15 protein-coding genes and 5 tRNA genes are annotated in these 20,820 nt (G+C 61.1%); 7 read left to right on the plus strand and 13 right to left on the minus strand.

The features are described 5' to 3' along the window. Window positions 1–46: 46 nt before the first annotated feature. The 3 genes from F8N80_RS06385 (at window position 47) to F8N80_RS06395 (ending at window position 5,558) form a co-directional block, all read left to right on the plus strand. Window positions 47–3,325, plus strand: coding sequence for a bifunctional diguanylate cyclase/phosphodiesterase (locus F8N80_RS06385; protein ID WP_150783485.1), 3,279 nt, complete (start codon window positions 47–49; stop codon window positions 3,323–3,325). Window positions 3,326–3,471: 146 nt separating this feature from the next. Beyond that, complete coding sequence (locus tag F8N80_RS06390) at window positions 3,472–4,944, plus strand: PAAR domain-containing protein (protein ID WP_150783486.1); 1,473 nt, start codon at window positions 3,472–3,474, stop codon at window positions 4,942–4,944. Next, window positions 4,941–5,558, plus strand: a complete 618-nt coding sequence (locus F8N80_RS06395) for a hypothetical protein (protein WP_150783487.1) — start codon at window positions 4,941–4,943, stop codon at window positions 5,556–5,558. The genes F8N80_RS06390 and F8N80_RS06395 overlap by 4 nt, the downstream gene beginning before the upstream one ends. A 211-nt stretch (window positions 5,559–5,769) precedes the next feature. Here the strand turns inward: F8N80_RS06395 and F8N80_RS06400 are convergent, their stop codons facing one another. From F8N80_RS06400 to uvrB, 11 genes are all read right to left on the minus strand, one after another. After that, window positions 5,770–6,222: an Hsp20 family protein gene (locus F8N80_RS06400; RefSeq protein WP_150783488.1), complete on the minus strand. Its 453-nt coding sequence runs from the start codon at window positions 6,220–6,222 to the stop codon at window positions 5,770–5,772. 121 nt (window positions 6,223–6,343) lie between these two features. Beyond that, window positions 6,344–7,303 carry a tRNA dihydrouridine synthase gene (locus F8N80_RS06405; RefSeq protein WP_150743612.1) on the minus strand — a complete coding sequence of 320 codons (960 nt, stop codon included), beginning with the start codon at window positions 7,301–7,303 and terminating at the stop codon, window positions 6,344–6,346. 149 nt (window positions 7,304–7,452) lie between these two features. Next, window positions 7,453–7,890 carry an acyl-CoA thioesterase gene (locus F8N80_RS06410; RefSeq protein WP_150743611.1) on the minus strand — a complete coding sequence of 146 codons (438 nt, stop codon included), beginning with the start codon at window positions 7,888–7,890 and terminating at the stop codon, window positions 7,453–7,455. Window positions 7,891–7,938: 48 nt separating this feature from the next. Beyond that, the gene (locus F8N80_RS06415) at window positions 7,939–8,772 is read right to left on the minus strand and encodes an alpha/beta fold hydrolase (RefSeq protein WP_150743610.1); all 834 of its coding nucleotides are present in this window, start codon (window positions 8,770–8,772) and stop codon (window positions 7,939–7,941) included. A 31-nt stretch (window positions 8,773–8,803) separates the two neighbouring features. Further along, on the minus strand, window positions 8,804–9,343 hold the full coding sequence (locus F8N80_RS06420; RefSeq protein WP_150743609.1) for a TetR/AcrR family transcriptional regulator: 540 nt from the start codon (window positions 9,341–9,343) through the stop codon (window positions 8,804–8,806). A gap of 183 nt (window positions 9,344–9,526) precedes the next feature. Further along, a tRNA-Glu gene (locus F8N80_RS06425) sits at window positions 9,527–9,602 on the minus strand. Window positions 9,603–9,682: 80 nt separating this feature from the next. Next, window positions 9,683–9,758, minus strand: a tRNA-Ala gene (locus F8N80_RS06430). A 53-nt stretch (window positions 9,759–9,811) separates the two neighbouring features. After that, a tRNA-Glu gene (locus F8N80_RS06435) sits at window positions 9,812–9,887 on the minus strand. 79 nt (window positions 9,888–9,966) lie between these two features. Then, window positions 9,967–10,042, minus strand: a tRNA-Ala gene (locus F8N80_RS06440). Between the two features lie 1,839 nt (window positions 10,043–11,881). After that, window positions 11,882–13,363 (minus strand): glutamate--tRNA ligase, encoded by a 1,482-nt coding sequence (gene gltX, locus F8N80_RS06445; RefSeq protein WP_150749208.1) that lies wholly within the window; start codon window positions 13,361–13,363, stop codon window positions 11,882–11,884. A 692-nt stretch (window positions 13,364–14,055) separates the two neighbouring features. Next, a complete protein-coding gene (gene uvrB, locus F8N80_RS06450; protein WP_150748934.1) occupies window positions 14,056–16,071 on the minus strand; it encodes an excinuclease ABC subunit UvrB in 2,016 nt (671 codons plus the stop codon). Window positions 16,072–16,410: 339 nt separating this feature from the next. Between uvrB and F8N80_RS06455 the strand changes: the two genes are divergently transcribed. Beyond that, window positions 16,411–17,607 (plus strand): amino acid aminotransferase, encoded by a 1,197-nt coding sequence (locus F8N80_RS06455; RefSeq protein WP_150748935.1) that lies wholly within the window; start codon window positions 16,411–16,413, stop codon window positions 17,605–17,607. 236 nt (window positions 17,608–17,843) lie between these two features. Continuing rightward, entirely contained in the window at window positions 17,844–18,053 is a 210-nt protein-coding gene (locus tag F8N80_RS06460) for a hypothetical protein (RefSeq protein ID WP_150748936.1), read from the plus strand. On the opposite strand, the gene F8N80_RS06465 is transcribed toward F8N80_RS06460, so the two are convergent. Beyond that, window positions 18,050–18,280: a hypothetical protein gene (locus tag F8N80_RS06465; RefSeq protein WP_008007186.1), complete on the minus strand. Its 231-nt coding sequence runs from the start codon at window positions 18,278–18,280 to the stop codon at window positions 18,050–18,052. The genes F8N80_RS06460 and F8N80_RS06465 overlap by 4 nt on opposite strands. Before the next feature lie 227 nt (window positions 18,281–18,507). Between F8N80_RS06465 and F8N80_RS06470 the strand changes: the two genes are divergently transcribed. Continuing rightward, window positions 18,508–18,583, plus strand: a tRNA-Asn gene (locus F8N80_RS06470). Window positions 18,584–18,759: 176 nt separating this feature from the next. Here the strand turns inward: F8N80_RS06470 and F8N80_RS06475 are convergent. After that, window positions 18,760–19,785, minus strand: coding sequence for a YeiH family protein (locus F8N80_RS06475; protein WP_150748937.1), 1,026 nt, complete (start codon window positions 19,783–19,785; stop codon window positions 18,760–18,762). A 92-nt stretch (window positions 19,786–19,877) separates the two neighbouring features. Between F8N80_RS06475 and F8N80_RS06480 the strand changes: the two genes are divergently transcribed. Continuing rightward, window positions 19,878–20,762, plus strand: coding sequence for a LysR family transcriptional regulator (locus F8N80_RS06480; protein ID WP_150748938.1), 885 nt, complete (start codon window positions 19,878–19,880; stop codon window positions 20,760–20,762). The last annotated feature ends 58 nt before the right edge of the window (window positions 20,763–20,820 follow it).

A 20,820-nucleotide genomic window follows, 5' to 3' on the forward strand; every position in this document is an offset into this window, starting at 1 on the left:
CCGTGCACGCCTGTGCACAACGCCCAACTCAGCCCAAGGCTTGAAAATGCCGAAATCTGTTGACCAAATTCCGCCGATGCCGCGTATTCAGGCGCTGGACCCGAAACGGTCCGAGCAGAGCTGGGAAAGCGCGCCGCAATTACTGGCCGCCCTCAACGGCGCGCACCTGGGCGCCTGGTACTGGGACATCGAGCGCGGGCAGATCAGCTGGTCCCGGGGCACCCAGGCGTTGTTCGGCTTCGATCCCCGGCAACCGCTGCCGGCCGATCTGGAATACCTTGACTTGTTGCCGCCAGAGGACCGGGCGAAAACCATTCGCGCCTTCCACGCGGTGATCGCCGGCGCCCCGCTGGAACAGGCGATGCACCACCGCATTCAATGGCCCGACGGCAGCCTGCACTGGCTGGAGATCAACGGCAGCCTGCTGCCGGACAAGCACGGCCGGCCACGGATGATTGGCGTCATCCGCGAAATCACCCACCAGCGGCAGCGCGAACAAGCCCTGAGCAGTTCGGAAAAACGCTTCGCCACGCTGTTTCACCTGTGTCCGAACATGGTGCTGCTGACGCGTCAGGAAGACGGCCTGATCAGCGAAGCCAACCAGTATTTCGAAAGCCTGTTCGGCTGGCCGGTGCAAGACGCGATTGGCCGCACCACCCTCGAGCTGGGCCTGTGGGTGCACCCGGAACAACGGGCGCAACTGGTCAAGGCCACCAAGGCCAAGGGCGATTTGACCAGCATGGAGGTGCAGTTCCGCGCCAGCAATGGCCAGGTCCACGACGGCATCCTCAGCGCGCAGAAAGTCGAGCTCGAAGGCCAGCCCTACCTGCTGAGCACCTTTCTTGATACCACTGAACGCAAAGCCGCCGAACAGGCCCTGAAAGACAGCCAGGAACGCCTCGACCTGGCCCTGGATTCAGCGCAACTGGGCACCTGGGACTGGCACATTCCCAGCGGCATGCTCTACGGTTCGGCGCGGGCCGCCCAACTGCACGGGCTGGAGGCCAAACCTTTCCATGAATCCTTCGACGATTTTTTCGAAGGCGTGCCCGGCGAAGAACGCGACAGCATGCGCGACGCCTACCGCAGCCTGCGCGAGGGCCCGGCCGGCAATTATCAACTGACTTACCGCGTGCAACTGCCGGACGGCAGCTCGCGCTACCTGGAAAGCCGCGCCCGACTCTACCGCGATGACAAGGGCGCGCCGTTGCGCATGGCCGGCACGCTGATCGACATCACCGATCAGGTGGAACGTGAACAGCGACTGGTGGCCTCTGAAGAGAAATTCGCCACCCTGTTCCAGGTCAGCCCGGATCCGATCTGCGTGACCCACCAGGACACCGGCCTGTTCATCGAGATCAACTCCAGCTTCACCCAGACCTTCGGCTGGAGCACCGCCGAGGTGCTTGGTCGCAGTGCCGACGAAATCGGCCTGTGGGACGCTTCGGTGAACAGCCTGCGGCGCATCGAACAAGTCGTCCGCGAACAAGGCCTGAGCAATGTAGCGATCCTGGTTCAGCACAAAGACGGGCAAACCCTGACTTGCGTGATTTCCAGCCGCCAGATCAGCGTCGGCGACCAACCGTGCATCGTCACCACCTTGCGCGACATCACCCAGCAGCAACGCTCGGAAGCGGCGCTCAAGGCCAGCGAAGAGAAGTTCGCCAAAGCCTTCCACTCCAGCCCCGACGCCATCACCATCACCGAGCGCGACACCGGACGCTATCTGGAAGTCAACGATGGCTTCTGCCGCCTGACCGGCTATCGCGCCGACGAAGTGATCGGCCGCACGGTGTACCAGGTCGGCATCTGGGCTGAGGAAAAACAACGCTCGATACTGCTGGCCGAGCTACAGCTCAAGGGCCGGGTGCATCACCTGGAGATGCTCGGGCGCAATAAACGCGGCGAGCTGCTGACCGTCGAAGTCTCGGTGGAACCCATCACCCTCAACGAAACCGCTTGCCTGCTGCTGACTGCGCGGGACGTCAGCCTGCTGAAAAATGCCGAAGCACAGATCCGCCACCTGGCCTACCACGACCCATTGACCAACCTGCCCAACCGCGCGCTGCTGATGGATCGCCTGAGCCAGCAGATCGCCCTGCTCAAACGCCACAACCTGCGCGGCGCCCTGATGTTTCTCGATCTTGACCACTTCAAGCACATCAATGATTCGCTCGGCCATCCGGTGGGCGATACGGTGCTGAAAATCATCACCGCGCGTCTTGAAGCCAGCGTGCGCATGGAGGACACCGTTGCGCGGCTGGGGGGCGATGAGTTCGTGGTGCTGCTCAGCGGCCTGGAAGGCTCGCGCAACGAGGTCAGCGACCAGGTCCTGGATCTGGCCGACACCTTGCGTGAACTGCTGTCCGAACCGATGTTCCTCGACGGACAGCGCCTGCAAGTGACCCCGAGCATCGGCATCGCGCTGATCCCCGATCACGGCTCGACCCCGACCGATTTGCTCAAACGCGCCGACATCGCGCTCTATCGAGCCAAGGATTCCGGCCGCAACACCACGCAGATGTACCACAACACCATGCAGAAGGCCGCCAGCGAACGCCTGCGCATGGAAACCGACCTGCGCCAGGCCTTGTCCCGCGGTGAGTTTCGCGTGCATTACCAACCTCAGGTGGACGCGCGGGACGGCCGCATCGTCGGCGCCGAGGCGCTGGTACGCTGGGACCATCCGCAATTTGGCGCGCAGTCGCCCACGGATTTCATCAAGGTGCTGGAGGACAGCGGGCTGATTCTGGAAGTCGGCACCTGGATCATCGACGAAGCCTGCACCGCCTTCAAACAGCTGATCAGCAAAGACCTGATCGACCCGCTCGACTTCAGCCTGTGCGTGAACATCAGCCCGCGACAATTCCGCCAGAACGACTTCGTCGAACGCATCGAACGCAGCCTCGCCACTCACGGCCTGCCCTGCTCGCTGCTGAAACTCGAGATCACCGAAGGCATCGTCATCCAGAACCTGGAAGACACCATCAGCAAAATGCGCCGCCTGAAAAAACTCGGCATCAGCTTTGCCATGGACGACTTCGGCACCGGCTACTCCTCGCTGACCTACCTAAAGCGCCTGCCGGTCGACACCCTGAAAATCGACCAGTCGTTCATCCGCGACGCCACTACCGACCCCAACGATGCCGAGATCATCCGCGCCATTGTCGCCATGGCCCGCAGCCTGGAGTTGAAGGTGATTGCCGAAGGGGTGGAGACGCCGGAGCAGCTGGAGTTCTTGCAGGGGCTGGGCTGTCATTTCTATCAGGGGTATCTGCACAGCCGGCCGTTGCCGGTGGAGGCGTTTCAGTTGCTGCTCAAATAACAGGAAGCGGGATCATCCCCGCCTTCTGATCGTCAGGTGCTTGAGTACAGAACAAACCTACAACAGATAACGAAACGTCTGATTTAACTCCTACATCGCCTCACTTAGCGTGCTTGTCCCTTCGCTAAAACAAGGACATGCACCGCATGATGCGCTATCACATCACCGTCGGGGCCAAGACCACCGTCGACGGCACCGTGCTCACCGGCTGGGAATACAGCACCATCAATGGCCAGGCCATGGCCCGCGAAGGCGATGAGGTCAAGTGCCCGGAATGCGACAGCACCGGGAAAATTGTCTGCGACGGTCCGCGACTGGTGGACCTGCTGGATGGGCGTAATGCTGCCCTGGACGGTGACCTCTGCCACTGCAAGTGCGACCCGCCGCCACGGCTGATTGCCAACCAGACTTTCAGGTTTCAGGTGATCGAGGGCGGAGTCGTAGCGCCCCGCGCTCAAACCGCCGCCCAACCGTTCACGCCTGCCGCCAACAGTCCCTCGCCAGCGGCGCCGCGCCCCTCCGGTAATGCGCCGGCACCGAGCCCAGGCACGCCGAGCTTCAGTGACCTGCCGGGGCTGGTTTGCCAGAACCTCTGGCGTGGGTACCAGCAACGTGCCGAAGCCATCGTGGCGCCGGGCGGCGTGCTGATCGCCGACCCCAAGGCACGGAATCGCGCGATCAATGCCGCTTACGCCCAGTTGTGGCTGGAAGATCGGCGTTTCCAATGGGCGGGACTTGCGGCTTTCGCCTCCAAGCAGGTTGGGTGTGGTCTGCTGCATGCCGCCAATTCGATCGACAAGATGCAGGCGGAATATGAAGCGGCACAACGTTTGAAGAACAGCGCCAGGAAAGGCTTCTTTGGCTTGCTCGGCCCCAGTGAGCGTGAACGGCAGGCGAAATTGCGGGAGTTCGAGCAGGCGCAGCGCGACTACGAGCAAGCCGATCGCAATAATCCGGTGCCGGGTAGTAGCCTCGGAGGCGGCGACGACGCACTGCCGTACGCACAGCGGATGTACAAGTTCGTGTACGAGATGCTGGCCATGGGCAACACCACGCTGTTTCTGGACGTGTTTCCGCTGCATGCCTTTTATAAGGAGCGGGGGTTGTGGTCGCTCGAAACCTGCCTGCCCTCACGTAAGAATATTTATGGAAATGGGCAGCAGTCGGTGCTGTGGCCAGTCGAGCAGGAAAAGCTGGAGTTCGGTACCAACTACAAGGAAATCCTGCAAGCCTTCGAGGCCATTGAGGCAGGCAACATCGCCGATAGCGTTGTGCATCTGGCATGGCACGAACAGCGGAACATCCTGCAACCGGGGATGTATAGCGACCAGGGACTGGTATGGTTGCTGCGCGGCAACCATGTTTCCTACATCACCGGCGTCCCGTCCGGCGCCGCTGAGGCTATCGAACTAACCCTGGCCAGCCAGTGCCGCCCAATCGATGATGGACGCACCATTGGCTTCAGCAATGATCGCCGCGCGAATTTGGCCGATATCCAGCAACGCATGCCCTTCGTGCTCAAGGCCGCGACTCAGTTTGATGACCTGCTACGGAGTCCCGATCGCCAGCTGATCGAACAATCGATTATGGACATTGCCGCAGGTCTGGGCGTGCGATGAGCCTGAGGCAACGCGTGGATTGGCGACGGGGCCTGTGGGCGGTGACAGTTGCCGCGGTTATTACGCTGGCGGCGATTCAAGCTCTATCGGATGACCCGGAAATTGCATTGATGATTGGCGAGCCTTGGGAAGACATGCGCCAGCGCTCCAGTGCGGCCATTGATCCAGCGATTCCTGGGCATTTTTGGGGGAGATTACCGAGGTCGGATGCTCGCCTTCGTTTCCTGGATCCCCAATACGGATTCGTGACCCCGCTGGCGCGTTTCTTTACGGTTAGCTTCAACAAAGATGAGTCAGTCAGCAGTGTGCGTATGTCCCCGCAAATCGAGCCACTATTGCTCGACGATACACTTAATGTCGTGCTGGATCTCCAGGAGCAATGGCGCAAAGGGGGCTGGATACCAATCCGGGTTAATGAGGACCCACCGTTCGCCGACACCCCACAATGGCGTGCCCGATTGAGGGATGTGAACAAAGGCGGAACGTCCTATTGGCTAGCGGGCAACCAATATCAAGTGATGCTGGTGGTTAATCGCTTTAGGGATGACAAGCGCCCCACGGAGGAGCGCTACCTCATCAAGCTGCAACTCGCCACGCCCTGGGTGAAGCGATGACGCTTTACCTCGATGACAGACACGCCACCGGCATATCCTCAGACAACGGACGCGCGCTCGCAAGAATCCATCCACACTCAAAATCGCCTAGACCAAATCTCGCCCCCGCATTTTTATCCTCCGAGATCCTGAAAAAAAGACCCCGACAAGTCGGGGTCTTTTTGCTTCAGCCGGTCGAGTTGTACTCAGACAACCCTGCCCGGGGTCCGGCTCAATGCTGTAGAGCCGCTTTTTGCGTCCCGTTGTTGATCGGGATGCGCTTGGCTTTCGCCTCTTCCGGAACCACCCGCAACAGGTCGATGCTCAACAAACCGTTGCTCAGGTCGGCGGCCTTGATCTGGATGTGGTCCGCCAGGCGGAAGGACAGTTTGAAGGCCCGCTGGGCGATGCCCTGGTACAGATAAGTGACGCCTTCATTCACGTCACGTTTACCGCCGCCACTGATGGTCAGCACACCTTTTTCCACTTGCAGCTCCAGGTCTTCTTCCTGGAAGCCGGCGGCCGCTACGACGATGCGGTATTGGTCGTCGCCGTGTTTTTCCACATTGTAAGGTGGGTAGGTGCTGCCTGGCTCGTTGCGCAGGGCGGTTTCGAACAGGTCATTGAAACGGTCGAAGCCCACCGAGGAACGGAACAGCGGTGCCATGGAAAATGCAGTAGTCATGATTCAAATCTCCTGAAAACAGATCAGCAAGTTTTTGTGTCTCCGCGACCCGAATTCGGCATCGCGTAATTCAAAAATAGGGACCGCTGACTGGTTTTCAAGAGGGTATTTGCAGATTTTTTCAGGCGGCTTCGGCCACCTGCAGACCCAGTAAACGCGAGACCTGATCCAGTTCGGTTTCGCGACGCAGGACGGTGAACAGCTCCACCGCTTCGGGATAATTGCGGGTCAGCATTGCCAGCCACTGCTTCAAGCGACCCGGCGATTGACGCGGGGTCATCTGCGCCTTGGCCTGCAGCCAGAAGTCCTGGATCAGCGGCAGCAGCTCGGCCCAGGTCATCTCGACCACGTCCTCACCGGCGCGCGCGGCAGCGATTTGCCGGGCCAGGTCCGGGCGCGAGACCAGCCCGCGACCGAGCATGATGTCTTCCACACCGCTGATTTCGCGGCAACGGCGCCAGTCCTCGACGCTCCAGATATCACCATTGGCAAACACCGGCACCTTGACCACGTCCTGTACCCGTGGGATCCACTCCCAGTGGGCCGGCGGCTTGTAGCCATCGGTCTTGGTCCGCGCATGCACCACGATATGCGCCGCGCCACCTTCGGCCAGGGCCGTGGCGCAGACCAGCGCACCGTCCGGACTGTCGAAGCCGAGACGCATCTTGGCGGTGACCGGGATGTGTGCCGGTACCGCGCGACGCACGTGCTCGACGATTTCGTTGAGCAGTTCGGGCTCCTTGAGCAACACCGCACCGCCACGGGACTTGTTGACGGTCTTGGCCGGGCAGCCGAAGTTCAGGTCGATGACCTCGGAACCGAGCTCGCAGGCCAGCGCGGCATTTTCCGCCAGGCACACCGGATCGGACCCGAGCAACTGCACCCGCAACGGCACGCCGGACGCCGTGCGGGCGCCGGTCAGCAGTTCCGGACCGAACTTGTGGTAATAGGCAGGGGTGAGCAGCTGATCGTTGATCCGGATGAACTCGGTCACGCACCAGTCGATACCGCCCACACGGGTCAGCACGTCCCGCAGGATGTTGTCGACCAACCCCTCCATGGGCGCCAAAGCAATTTGCATGAAAAACACACTCGACGAAAAACGTGCGGCAGTTTACTGGTTTCGGCGTGCAGAAGGTATTTCGTCAGATAGGACGCCTTCGCGGGCAAGCCTCGCTCCTACGGTCATCACACTCCTGTAGGAGCGAGGCTTGCCCGCGAAAGCTTCAATCAGGTCAACACTTGCAACGCAGGGCCGTAGCCTTCGATGAACTCTGCCGGCATGCGCTTGGGCCTGCCGGTGGACAGCTCGATGCAGACGAAAGTGGTTTGCGCCCGCAGCAGCGTGGTGTTGTCGCGAGGACGCTTGAGCTGGAAGTGCCGGGTCATTTTGAGGCGCTGGTCCCAATCGACGATCCAGGTCGCCAACTGCAACTCATCCTCTTCATAGGCGGCCGCCAGGTAATCGATCTCGTGCCGCACCACCGCCATCGCCCGGTCCAGCCGCCGATACTCGACCAGGTCCAGGCCGAGCCGCTGGGAGTGGCGCCAGGCGCAGCGTTCGAGCCAGGTCACATACACCGCGTTATTGGCGTGACCCAGCCCGTCGATGTCCTCGGCGCCCACTTGCAGATCAATGATAAACGGCGTTGCCCGATCCCAGCCCATGCCTCACTCCCGGTCAGATGATGTCGACCGGGGCAGTGTAACGGATGCTCAGGCCGATTGGCGCGATTGCAGGCTACGACCGGACAGCAATGCCAGCACGCCATCAATCACCCGGGGATCGGCCAGCACCCGCTGATGACCGCCCTCTTCCAGGCGCAGCAGACGGCTGTCGAACCAGGCTTCGTGGATCAGTTGGGATTCCTTGACCAAGACATAGTTGTCGTCTTCGGCATGCACGATCAGGCCGGGCATGTCGAGCTGATAATGCGCGACATCCAGCGTCGCGGCGCGCATGCCCACGTCTTTTTCGACCTGACGAATGAACGCCGAACGGGCTTTGGGCGGCAGCCGCACATAACGCGCGAAGCCCCGCAGCACCCCGAGGATTCGGGCCGGGGCAGCGATGGTCACCAGGGTTTCGGTGCGCAGGCCCAATTGAACGGCGAGCATGGCACTGGCGCCGCCCATGGAGTGGCCGATGACCGCCTGCAGTGGCGGCAACTCGGCAGCCGCCTCGAGCATGGCCCGGGCGAACAGCACGACATTCGCTTCATTGCCGGGCGAGCGACCGTGGGCGGGGCCGTCCAGGGCCACCACGGTATAACCGGCATCGACCAACGCGGTGATCAGGCTGGCAAACTGCGTCGGCCGCCCTTCCCAACCGTGCATCAGCAACACCGCCGGCCCCTGCCCCCAACGCAATGCCGAGAGACCGAAGCGCAAGGTGATCCGCTCGGATCTGGCCAACAGCGGCAACTCCCAGTCACGGGGCGGCAGGTCCCGCGGCGTCATGAACGCCTGTCGCATTTTGCTTGCGACCAGTTGTGGTGCGAACCAGCCCAAGGTGCCATTAACGCCACGAACCCACTTCAACGTGCTCATCGCTCTCACTCCCCAGGCTGACGCCTTCAGGTCACAGCACCGCCGACTTGGCAGCGCGCAGCAATCGATCGGACAACTCTCCCGGCCCCAGCGCCCGCGCCAGGGCCAGGCCACCGACCATCAAGGCCATGTCGGCCAGGGCTTTGTCGGTGTCTTCGGGGCTGGCCGCCAACTGCGCGACCATCATTTCCACATGCTCATTCAAGGCCACGCGAAATTCGTCCGGCAGCCGACCCAGCTCGCCGACAGACGCCGGGATCGGGCACGCTGACTCGGAGGAATCACGGTGTTTGCGTGACAGGTAGAACGCAGCGACCAACGCGCGACGCTCTTCACCGGTCAATTCGGCATCCATGTCGGCAATCAAGCCACGGCGATGACTGAGCAACTGCTTGAACGCTTCCAGCATCATCGCGTCCTTGCTGTCGAAGTGGGCGTAGAAACCGCCGACGGTCAGGCCGGCTGCGCCCATCACTTCGCCCACGCTCGGTTCGGCCGGGCCGCGCTGAATCAGCGCCGCGCTGGCAGCCTTGAGGATGCGTTCGCGGGTTTGAGCTTTTTTATCGTTCATCGTCGCCTCCGAATATTACGACTAGAATATTATTCTCATAATAATTTTCCGCAAGTCGTGGATGTGACCGCTGGTCTGAAGCACAGTCTGAAAGAAGTGGGGGGATTTGGCCAAACGCCAGACAAACAAAAGGGCCATTCAATGATTGAATGACCCCTATAAATCCCGCAGAGCGGGTAATCGTGGCGTCCCCTAGGGGACTCGAACCCCTGTTACCGCCGTGAAAGGGCGGTGTCCTAGGCCACTAGACGAAGGGGACGCAAAACCTTCTATACAACTGATCAGTGCTGAGAGCTGATCGATTCAAGGCCGGTGTGGCCAGACCTTGAACTGTAAAATTGGTGGAGCTTAGCGGGATCGAACCGCTGACCTCCTGCATGCCATGCAGGCGCTCTCCCAGCTGAGCTAAAGCCCCGGATTTTTCGCCTCGCGGCGGAGCGACATCTTGCAACATCGCTTCTGTAAAACTGGCGTCCCCTAGGGGACTCGAACCCCTGTTACCGCCGTGAAAGGGCGGTGTCCTAGGCCACTAGACGAAGGGGACGCAAACCCTTCTATACAACAGATCAACGCTGAGTGTTGATCGCTTCAAGGCCGGTGTGGCCAGACCTTGAAGTGTAAATTGGTGGAGCTAGACGGGATCGAACCGTCGACCTCTTGCATGCCATGCAAGCGCTCTCCCAGCTGAGCTATAGCCCCTCATCGTTGATGTCATCGCTGAGGACGGGGCGAATCTTAAGGGCGTATCGAAAGCCTGTCAAACTTATTTTTGAAAAATTTCAAAATTTTTTGTCGGCATAACAACCACTTACCGCCCTCCCCCGCAAACTGGGGGTTGGGAATGATCAATGTAGGAGTCCGGCTTGCCGGCGAAGGCGTCTTCACGGACGCTGCCAGACTCGAGGCCGCCTTCGCGGGCAAGCCTCGCTCCTACAGCGATTACCCGTTGAAGGGTGGAGAACGCCAAACCCCGTAGGAGCCAGGCTTGCCGGCGAAGGCGTCTTCACGGACGCTGCCAGACTCGAGGCCGCCTTCGCGGGCAAGCCTCGCTCCTACAGCGATTACCCGTTGAAGGGTGGAGAACGCCAAACCCCGTAGGAGCCAGGCTTGCCGGCGAAGGCGTCTTCACGGACGCTGCCAGACTCGAGGCCGCCTTCGCGGGCAAGCCTCGCTCCTACAGCGATTACCCGTTGAAGGGTGGAGAACGCCAAACCCCGTAGGAGCCAGGCTTGCCGGCGAAGGCGTCTTCACGGACGCTGCCAGACTCGAGGCCGCCTTCGCGGGCAAGCCTCGCTCCTACAGCGATTACCCGTTGAAGGGTGGAGAACGCCAAACCCCGTAGGAGCCAGGCTTGCCGGCGAAGGCGTCTTCACGGACGCTGCCAGACTCGAGGCCGCCTTCGCGGGCAAGCCTCGCTCCTACAGCGATTACCCGTTGAAGGGTGGAGAACGCCAAACCCCGTAGGAGCCAGGCTTGCCGGCGAAGGCGTCTTCACGGACGCTGCCAGACTCGAGGCCGCCTTCGCGGGCAAGCCTCGCTCCTACAGCGATTACCCGTTGAAGGGTGGAGAACGCCAAACCCCGTAGGAGCCAGGCTTGCCGGCGAAGGCGTCTTCACGGACGCTGCCAGACTCGAGGCCGCCTTCGCGGGCAAGCCTCGCTCCTACAGCGATTACCCGTTGAAGGGTGGAGAACGCCAAACCCCGTAGGAGCCAGGCTTGCCGGCGAAGGCGTCTTCAGGGGCGCTGCAAGGCTCCAGGCCGCCTTCGCGGGCAAGCCTCGCTCCTACAGGATTACCCGTTGAAGGGTGGAGAACGCCAAACCCCGTAGGAGCCAGGCTTGCCGGCGAAGGCGTCTTCAGGGGCGCTGCAAGGCTCCAGGCCGCCTTCGCGGGCAAGCCTCGCTCCTACAGCGATTACCCGTTGAAGGGTGGAGAACGCCAAACCCCGTAGGAGCCAGGCTTGCCGGCGAAGGCGTCTTCAGGGGCGCTGCAAGGCTCCAGGCCGCCTTCGCGGGCAAGCCTCGCTCCTACAGGATTACCCGTTGAAGGGTGGAGAACGCCAAACCCCGTAGGAGCCAGGCTTGCCGGCGAAGGCGTCTTCAGGGGCGCTGCAAGGCTCCAGGCCGCCTTCGCGGGCAAGCCTCGCTCCTACAGCGATTACCCGTTGAAGGGTGGAGAACGCCAAACCCCGTAGGAGCCAGGCTTGCCGGCGAAGGCGTCTTCAGGGGCGCTGCAAGGCTCCAGGCCGCCTTCGCGGGCAAGCCTCGCTCCTACAGCGATTACCCGTTGAAGGGAGGAGAACGCCAAACCCCGTAGGAGCCAGGCTTGCCGGCGAAGGCGTCTTCAGGGGCGCTGCAAGGCTCCAGGCCGCCTTCGCGGGCAAGCCTCGCTCCTACAGGATTACCCGTTGAAGGATGGAGAACGCCAAACCCCGTAGGAGCCAGGCTTGCCGGCGAAGGCGTCTTCAGGGGCGCTGCAAGGCTCCAGGCCGCCTTCGGTGCGGCGATCCGACAAGCCAGCGCCGACACAAGCCAGCTCCTACGCGATATTGCCCAGCAGCTTTTCCCACTCCTTGTTTTCTTTCTTCGACACGCCGCCCAGCAGGTCGATGGCCTGGCGCAGACGGAAACGGGTCAGGTCCGGACCGAGGATTTCCATCGCATCGAGCACCGACACCGAACTGGCCTGGCCGGTGATCGCGGCGAACATCAGTGGCATGGCGTCACGCAACTTCAGCTCCAGGGATTCGACCACCGCCTGAATCGTCGCGGTGATGCTGTCCTTCTCCCACTGGCGCAGGCTTTCGAGCTTCCACAGGATCAACTGCATCAACTGGCGAACCTGATCCCCCGAGAGCTTTTTCGACTCGAACAACCTGGCATCCGGATTGACCCCACCGGCGAAGAAGAAGCCGGCCAGCGGTGCCACCTGGCTGAAGGTTTCGACCCGGCCTTGCACGTGCGGCGCGATCTTCATCATGTATTCAGGGTTCAGCGCCCATGTTTGCAGACGCGCAGCGAACTCTTCCACCGGCAGGTCACGCAGCCACTGGCCGTTGAGCCACGACAGTTTCTCGATGTCGAAAATCGGCCCGCCGAGGGACACGCGCTTCAGGTCGAAGTGGTCGACCATTTCCTGCAACGAGAACTTCTCGCGCTCGTCCGGCATCGACCAGCCCATGCGGCCCAGGTAGTTGAGCATGGCTTCCGGCATGAAACCCATGCGCTCGTAGAACGTGACCGAGGTCGGGTTCTTGCGCTTGGACAGCTTGCTCTTGTCCGGGTTACGCAGCAGCGGCATGTAGCACAGCTCCGGCTGTTCCCAGCCGAAGTATTCGTACAGCAGAATCAGTTTCGGTGCCGATGGCAGCCATTCTTCGCCGCGCAGGACGTGGGTGATGCCCATCAGGTGGTCGTCGACCACGTTGGCCAGGAAGTACGTCGGCAGGCCGTCGGTCTTCATCAGCACTTGCATGTCCATGCGATCCCACGGGATCTCGACGTCGCCACGCAGCATGTCCGGCACCACGCAGACGCCTTCGCTCGGCACTTTCATGCGGATCACATGGGGCTCGCCGGCGGCCAGGCGGGCAGCCACTTCTTCCTTGGACAGCAACAACGCACGGCCGTCGTAACGCGGGGTTTCGCCACGGGCCATTTGCTCGGCGCGCATCTGGTCCAGCTCTTCGGCGGTGCAGAAGCACGGGAAGGCGTGGCCCATCTCGACGAGCTGCTGGCAGTACTTCTGATAGATATCGCCGCGCTCGCTCTGGCGGTATGGACCGTGCGGGCCGCCAACGTCCGGGCCTTCGCTCCAGTCGATCCCCAGCCAGCGCAGGGCGTCGAAAATCTGCTGTTCGGACTCGCGGGTCGAACGCAATTGATCGGTGTCCTCGATCCGCAGGATGAACTCACCGCCGTGCTGCCTGGCAAAGCAGTAGTTGAACAAAGCGATGTAAGCGGTACCTACGTGGGGGTCCCCGGTAGGCGATGGCGCGATGCGAGTGCGGACGGTGGTCATGGCATGTCTCGAAAAGAATGAAAAGCGAAGATAAAACAGGGGGCGAATGGTAACAGGCGTAGCCTGCCCGGCTCCAGTCAGTGGGGCATTTAAGCCAATATTGCATTGGGGGATCAGCTTTGGGGTGGTGTTGTCTATTACCGGCATGGGTGAAGGCTAGTGAAGCGCACTGATTGATACGTGTGGCGCACCGACTGGCCTCTTCGCGAGCAAGCTCGCTCCCACAGGGGTTGTGGGTGGACACATAGGGTGCGATACCTTCAATTCCTGTGGGTGAAGGCTAGTGAAGCGCACTGATTGATATGTGTGGCGCGCCGACTGGCCTCTTCGCGAGCAAGCTCGCTCCCACAGGGGTTGTGGGTGGGCACAGAGGGTGCGAACACCTTCAATCCCTGTGGGTGAAGGCTAGTGAAGCGCACTGATTGATATGTGTGGCGCACCGACTGGCCTCATCGCGAGCAAGCTCGCTCCCACAGGGGTTGTGGGTGGGCACAGAGGGTGTGAACACTTTCAATCCCTGTGGGTGAAGGCTAGTGAAGCGCACTGATTGATATGTGTGGCGCACCGACTGGCCTCATCGCGAGCAAGGTCGCTCCCACAGGGGTTGTGGGTGGGCACATAGGGTGCGAACACCTTCAATTCCTGTGGGAGCGGGCTTGCTCGCGAAGAGGCCCGCCCATTCACCACCCATCTCAAACCGTGATCAACCGCTCCCGCAACTTGCTGATCTCGTCGCGCATCTGCGCCGCCGCCTCGAATTCCAGGTCGCGCGCCAACGCGTACATCTTCTCTTCCAACGCTTTAATGCGCTTGGCGATTTCGCCCGGCGAACGCAGTTCGGCTTCGTACCTGGCACTTTCCTCGGCGGCCTTGGCCATGCCTTTGCGCTTCTTGCTGCGCGAACCCGGCACGGTGGCGCCTTCCATGATATCGGCCACGTCCTTGAACACCCCTTTGGGCGTGATGCCGTTGGCCAGGTTGAAGGCGATCTGCTTGTCGCGACGCCGTTCGGTCTCGCCGATCGCCCGCTCCATGGAGCCGGTGATCCGATCCGCATACAGAATCGCCCGGCCATTGAGGTTACGCGCCGCGCGGCCGATGGTCTGGATCAGCGAGCGCTCGGAACGCAGGAAGCCTTCCTTGTCCGCATCCAGAATCGCCACCAGCGAGACTTCCGGCATGTCCAGGCCTTCACGCAGCAGGTTGATCCCCACCAGCACATCGAAGGTCCCAAGGCGCAGGTCGCGGATGATCTCGACCCGCTCCACGGTATCGATGTCCGAGTGCAGGTAACGCACGCGCACGCCGTGGTCGGCCAGGTAATCGGTCAAGTCTTCGGACATGCGCTTGGTCAGCGTGGTCACCAGCACCCGCTCCTCCAGCGCCACGCGCTTGGAGATTTCCGAGAGCAGATCGTCGACCTGGGTCAGTGCCGGGCGGATTTCGATTTGCGGGTCCACCAGGCCCGTCGGACGCACCAGCTGCTCGACCACGCGACCGGCGTGTTCCGCCTCATAATTGCCCGGCGTCGCCGAGACAAAAATCGTCTGCGGACTGATGTGTTCGAATTCGTCGAAACGCATCGGCCGGTTATCCAGCGCCGACGGCAGGCGAAAACCGTATTCCACCAGCGTTTCCTTGCGCGAGCGGTCGCCTTTATACATCGCGCCGACCTGCGGCACGCTGACGTGGGATTCGTCGATCACCAGCAAGGCATCGGCTGGCAAATAGTCGAACAAGGTGGGCGGCGCCTGGCCGGATTCACGGCCGGACAGGTAGCGCGAGTAGTTTTCGATCCCGTTGCAATAACCCAGCTCAAGGATCATCTCCAGGTCGAAACGGGTGCGCTGCTCCAGACGCTGGGCTTCCACCAGTTTGTTATTGGACCGCAGGTAGTCCAGGCGCTCCTGCAGCTCGACCTTGATCCCCTCAACGGCGCCGAGCAGGGTTTCCCGCGGCGTCACGTAATGGCTTTTCGGGTAAAAGGTGAAACGCGGCAGCTTGCGGATCACTTCGCCGGTCAGCGGATCGAAGGCTGACAGGCTCTCGACTTCGTCATCGAACAGCTCGATGCGGATCGCTTCGAAATCGGATTCTGCCGGGTGGATATCAATTACATCGCCGCGCACCCGGAAGGTCGCACGGGCGAACTCCATATCGTTGCGGGTGTATTGCAGGTCGGCGAGCCGGCGCAGCAGCGCACGCTGATCGAGTTTGTCGCCACGATCCACATGCAGCACCATCTTCAAATAGGTTTCGGGGCTACCCAGACCGTAAATGCACGACACCGTGGTGACGATGATCGCATCCTTGCGCTCGAGCAGCGCCTTGGTCGCGGACAGGCGCATCTGCTCGATGTGGTCGTTGATCGACGCATCCTTCTCGATGAAGGTGTCCGAAGAGGGTACATAGGCTTCGGGCTGGTAGTAGTCGTAGTAGGAAACGAAGTATTCCACCGCGTTGTTCGGGAAGAATGCCTTGAATTCACCGTACAACTGCGCGGCCAGGGTCTTGTTCGGCGCCAGCACCAGGGTCGGGCGCTGCACCTGGGCGATCACGTTGGCGATGCTGAAGGTCTTGCCCGAGCCGGTCACTCCCAGCAACGTCTGGTGCGCCAGCCCGGCTTCGATGCCCTCCACCATCAGGCGGATGGCTTCCGGCTGATCGCCGGCGGGTTCGAAGCGGGTGACTAGCTGGAATTCAGACATACATAACCTCTGGGTTCGCGCCTGGCCGGTCAAACCGGACAGCAACGAGAAAGACCGCAAACGACTGACGTCGCCCGAGGAAAAAACTGGGATTGCGCTCAATGTGGAGCCGATTGCCCGCGCTTTCAAGGCAAACGTCCTACAACCCTCGAAGTCTTTGACCCAATCAATCGACTATCGATCGAAAAATAATCGGTAAAACCTACGTCAAAAGGCGAAATGCCTGTCGCGTTACATCAGTGATGGCCTCTATACTAGCTCCCCGTTTGTGCACCGCTCTAGTGCATTCGGCTGGAGCGCGACACGTCCCTCCACACTCTATTCAGAGCCGCCGCAAAAATGAGCCTGTTCTCCGCTGTCGAAATGGCACCACGCGATCCAATCCTGGGCCTCAACGAAGCATTCAACGCCGATACCCGTACCAACAAGGTCAACCTGGGGGTCGGAGTTTATTGCAACGAGGAGGGGCGAATTCCACTCCTGCGCGCCGTTGTCGAAGCCGAGACGATTCGCGTCGCCCAACATGCTTCCCGTGGCTATTTGCCAATCGACGGCATCGCGGCCTATGACCAGGCCGTACAGAAATTGCTGTTCGGCAATGACTCACCGCTGATCGCTGCCGGCCGCGTCATCACCACCCAGGCCGTCGGCGGTACTGGCGCCCTGAAAATCGGTGCCGACTTCCTCAAGCAACTGCTGCCGAACGCCGTCGTGGCGATCAGCGACCCGAGCTGGGAAAACCACCGCGCGCTGTTCGAAACCGCCGGTTTCCCGGTGCAGAACTACCGCTACTACGACGCCGCGACCCACGATGTAAACCGTGCCGGCCTGCTGGAAGACCTGAACGCCCTGCCGTCCGGTTCGATTGTGGTGCTGCACGCCTGCTGCCACAACCCGACTGGCGTCGACCTGAGCCCGGCGGACTGGAACAACGTGCTGGAGGTGGTGAAAGCCAAAGGTCACGTGCCGTTCCTCGACATGGCCTACCAGGGCTTTGGCGATGGCATCGACGAAGACGCCGCTGCCGTGCGCCTGTTCGCCGAATCGGGCCTGACCTTCTTCGTCTCCAGCTCGTTCTCCAAATCCTTCTCGTTGTACGGCGAGCGCGTGGGCGCCCTGTCGATCGTCAGCGAATCGAAAGAAGAAAGCGCCCGCGTGCTGTCGCAAGTCAAACGCGTGATCCGCACCAACTACTCCAACCCGCCGACCCACGGTGCAAGCATCGTCGCCGCTGTGCTGAACAGCCCGGTACTGCGCGCTCAGTGGGAAGAGGAACTGGCAGAAATGCGCCTGCGGATTCGCGGCATGCGCATCCAGATGGTCGACCTGCTGGCGAAAAACGCTCCACAGCGCGATTTCAGCTTCGTCGGTCGTCAGCGCGGCATGTTCTCCTACTCCGGCCTGACAGTTGAGCAAGTGACGCGTCTGCGCAACGAGTTCGGCATCTACGCCCTGGACACCGGCCGTATCTGCGTTGCGGCGTTGAACCAGAGCAACATCAACGTCGTGACGGATGCGATCGTCCAGGTGATCTGATTCAGCTTTGCGATGTGAAACGGGAAGCCTTCGGGCTTCCCGTTTTTATTTGGCTCAGATAATTTTCAACCCGCCAACCAAGCCCTCTAGACTGCACACATCTGCCCCCCCCTGTAGGAGCCAGGCTTGCCGGCGAAGGCGGCCTTGAGCCGTGCAGCGCCCATGAAAACGCCTTCGCCGGCAAGCCTGGCTCCTACAGGTTTTATGTACACCCGAGAATTCTGATGAGAATGCACATGAAAAACGATGACCTACGCGCCGAGCGCGATGACCTGGATGACCTGGATGACTTCGCCCCGCGCACCCCGGCCAAACGCAGGAACAACCTGGTGATGCAAGTGGCCGCCGGCGTCTTCCTCGGCGGCCTGGCCTTGTGGCTGGTGCAACTGGCCGCGACGATGCTGTACGCCAAACTGATGCTCGGCACTCTCACCTTCGGCGGTTAAGCCAGTTCGGTTGCGCGCTGGCTGGCAGCATCGTCATAGGCCACATACAGCGATTCGGCGACCTGACTTTTGATCGCCTTGGTGCTTTCCAGACCGAGGACGAAGCCTTCGGCCTTGCCACCGGCGCGGTTCAATTCGTCGGCGGTGCTGGCCTGGGTGATCGCGTCGAACAGCTTCTCGGCGTGGGGCCCGACCCCTTTGGGCAGACTGATCTGGGCGATACTCATGCAAGCACCTCGTGGTGGCGAGACGTGAGGACTGGGTGATTCATGGCGCGTACCTTTTCGGCGAATGGCCGGCAGCGCGTGTAACCACTTCCGGACGGCCATGGTAGACCTCTGAAGCGAATCTGGTAACCGCCAATCACCGATTCACCACCGTCCGTCTCGTTGAAACCGTCCCATCACTAACAGATGCTTGACTTCTCTTTTTGAATCAGTAACATACACGGCATTCCGCGATAGCTCAGTTGGTAGAGCAAGTGACTGTTAATCACTGGGTCCCTGGTTCGAGTCCAGGTCGTGGAGCCATACAAGGTTCCGGAGATGGCTTCCAAAATCTCTGAACCCCCCGAAAAACCCGCCTTCTGGCGGGTTTTTTCGTTTTGGTTCACCCCCAAGTGCGATTAGCGTCCGGCGGCTCGCACAGTCACCGCGATGTGATGGATGCCTACTTCTCAGCTTTGCCTGCTGCGGCATGACTTTACTCAGACAAAGCTCAGCACACCACCCAGTACGACCAGTTGAGTGGTCAGCACGAACGCCAGAATCAGCGGCTTGAGCCCCGCCTTACGCAGGTCGATCAGCCGGGTACTGAAACCAAGGGCGCCCATGGCAGCGGCCAGCAGCAGGTCATCCAGGCCGATCATCAGCTGATGTACCGGCTCTGGCATTGGTAGCCAGGAGTTGATCAGCATGCAGACGATGAAGCCGATAACGAAGGTCGGCACTTTCACCGGTGCAGCGGTCTGACCGGGTGTGGAGCGGCGATTGATCCAAAGTCCCAGGCCGACCAGGAACGGCGCCAGCAGCAGCACTCTAATCAGCTTGGCGACGATGGCCGCTTCAGCCGCCTGCGGATCCATGGCCTGGCCAGCGGCGACGACCTGGGCAACTTCATGCAGAGTCGCACCGGTGAAGATGCCAAAACCGTGGCTAGACCCGAACAAGTTCGGCATCACGCTAAATACCCAGGGATAAATCAACATGCCCAAGGTGCCGAATAGCACCACGCAGGCTACCCCGATGGCCACCTGGTCGTTGCGCGCCTTGACCACACCGGCACTGGCGAGAATCGCTGCAGCACCGCAGATGGCATGCCCGGCGCCGATCAGTACGGCGGTTTCGCGCTCCATGCGCAGCACTTTTACGCCAAACCAGATCGCCAGGCTGATCGTCGACAGGATCAACAACGCATCGGTGACAAATGCCTGCACGCCAAGGGCTTGCACTTGGTGAACGGTCAGCCGCAAGCCATAGAGCGCAACACCCAGACGCAATACCGGCTGTTTGCAGAACTGCATGCCGCCAGCGGCAGCCCGGTGCGCGCGCTCCGGAGCGAGATTGCCGGCCAACAGGCCAAGGAGCATGGCCAGGGTCAGAGCGCCGATGCCGGTGCCGTGCAATGCAGGAGACGCCGATAACCACTGCGCCAGCCCAGCCAGCAGAAAACTGCCAGCGATACCGGCGAACAGGGTGAAGGGCATTCGATCGTAACGGCTCAGGGCTAACATGACGAAACCTCGTTTGTGGTCATGCAAGCTTGCAACTTCATATAACCTAAACGAAGCTGTATATTCTTATCAGTAATATCAGGAATTCTGATATGCAATGCCACATCACTCTCCGCCAACTGGCGACCTTCGTCGCCGTCGCCGATCTCGGCAGCGTGACCCAGGCAAGCAAACACATCAGCCTGAGCCAGGCCGCAGCCAGCATGTCCTTGCAGGACTTGGAGCATCAGCTTGGGACCCGCTTGTTCGATCGGCACGGCAAGCGCCTGATGCTCAACGAGCACGGTCGGCGCTTCTACCCCCACGCCAAGGCAACACTCGAAGGCGCCCTGGAAGCGGAAACCCTGTTCCAGCAGCAGCTCACCTGTCATCTGCGGATTGGCGCCAGCACCACCATCGGCGGCTATCTATTGCCGGAACGGTTAGCAGTGTTTCTCGCAGCCGAGCCCGAAAGCCGTCTGGAATTGAAGGTGGAAAACACCGAAAGGATCGTCGAGTCGCTCTGCGATTTCAGCGTGGACGTCGGCTTTGTCGAGGGGCCGGTGCAACACCCGGATATCGACGTACGCCCCTGGCGTGAGGATGAACTGGTACTGATCGCCGCCCCCAGCCATCCCCTCGCCAGCCAGTCACACCCCAGCGTCGAAGAGCTTGCCAGTGCGCGCTGGATTCTACGCGAACAGGGCTCAGGCACCCGGCGCATGCTCGAGCACCTGATCGGCCCATGGCTTGGCAGCCCGCGACAACTGCTGGAAGTATCCGATGCCGAGGCAATCAAAGGCTGCGTGATCGCGGGTGCTGGCATCACCTGTGTCTCGCGCATCATGGTGCGCAACGAACTCGCCCAAGGCCTGCTATGTATCCTGCCCTCTCCCAGCGGTCCGCTTAAACGCCAGCTGTACCGGGTCATACACAAGGACAAGCAACCGACCCGAGGTCTCGGACGCTTCCTGGATTTCTGCGAAAGCCCGAACTGAACCGGCCATCCGCCCGGAATTGAGCAGGGAAGAGTTCTGACAAGCCGCTCAGCGCCAG

This window comes from Pseudomonas fluorescens (assembly GCF_902497995.1).
Classification (GTDB): domain Bacteria; phylum Pseudomonadota; class Gammaproteobacteria; order Pseudomonadales; family Pseudomonadaceae; genus Aquipseudomonas; species Aquipseudomonas fluorescens_BK.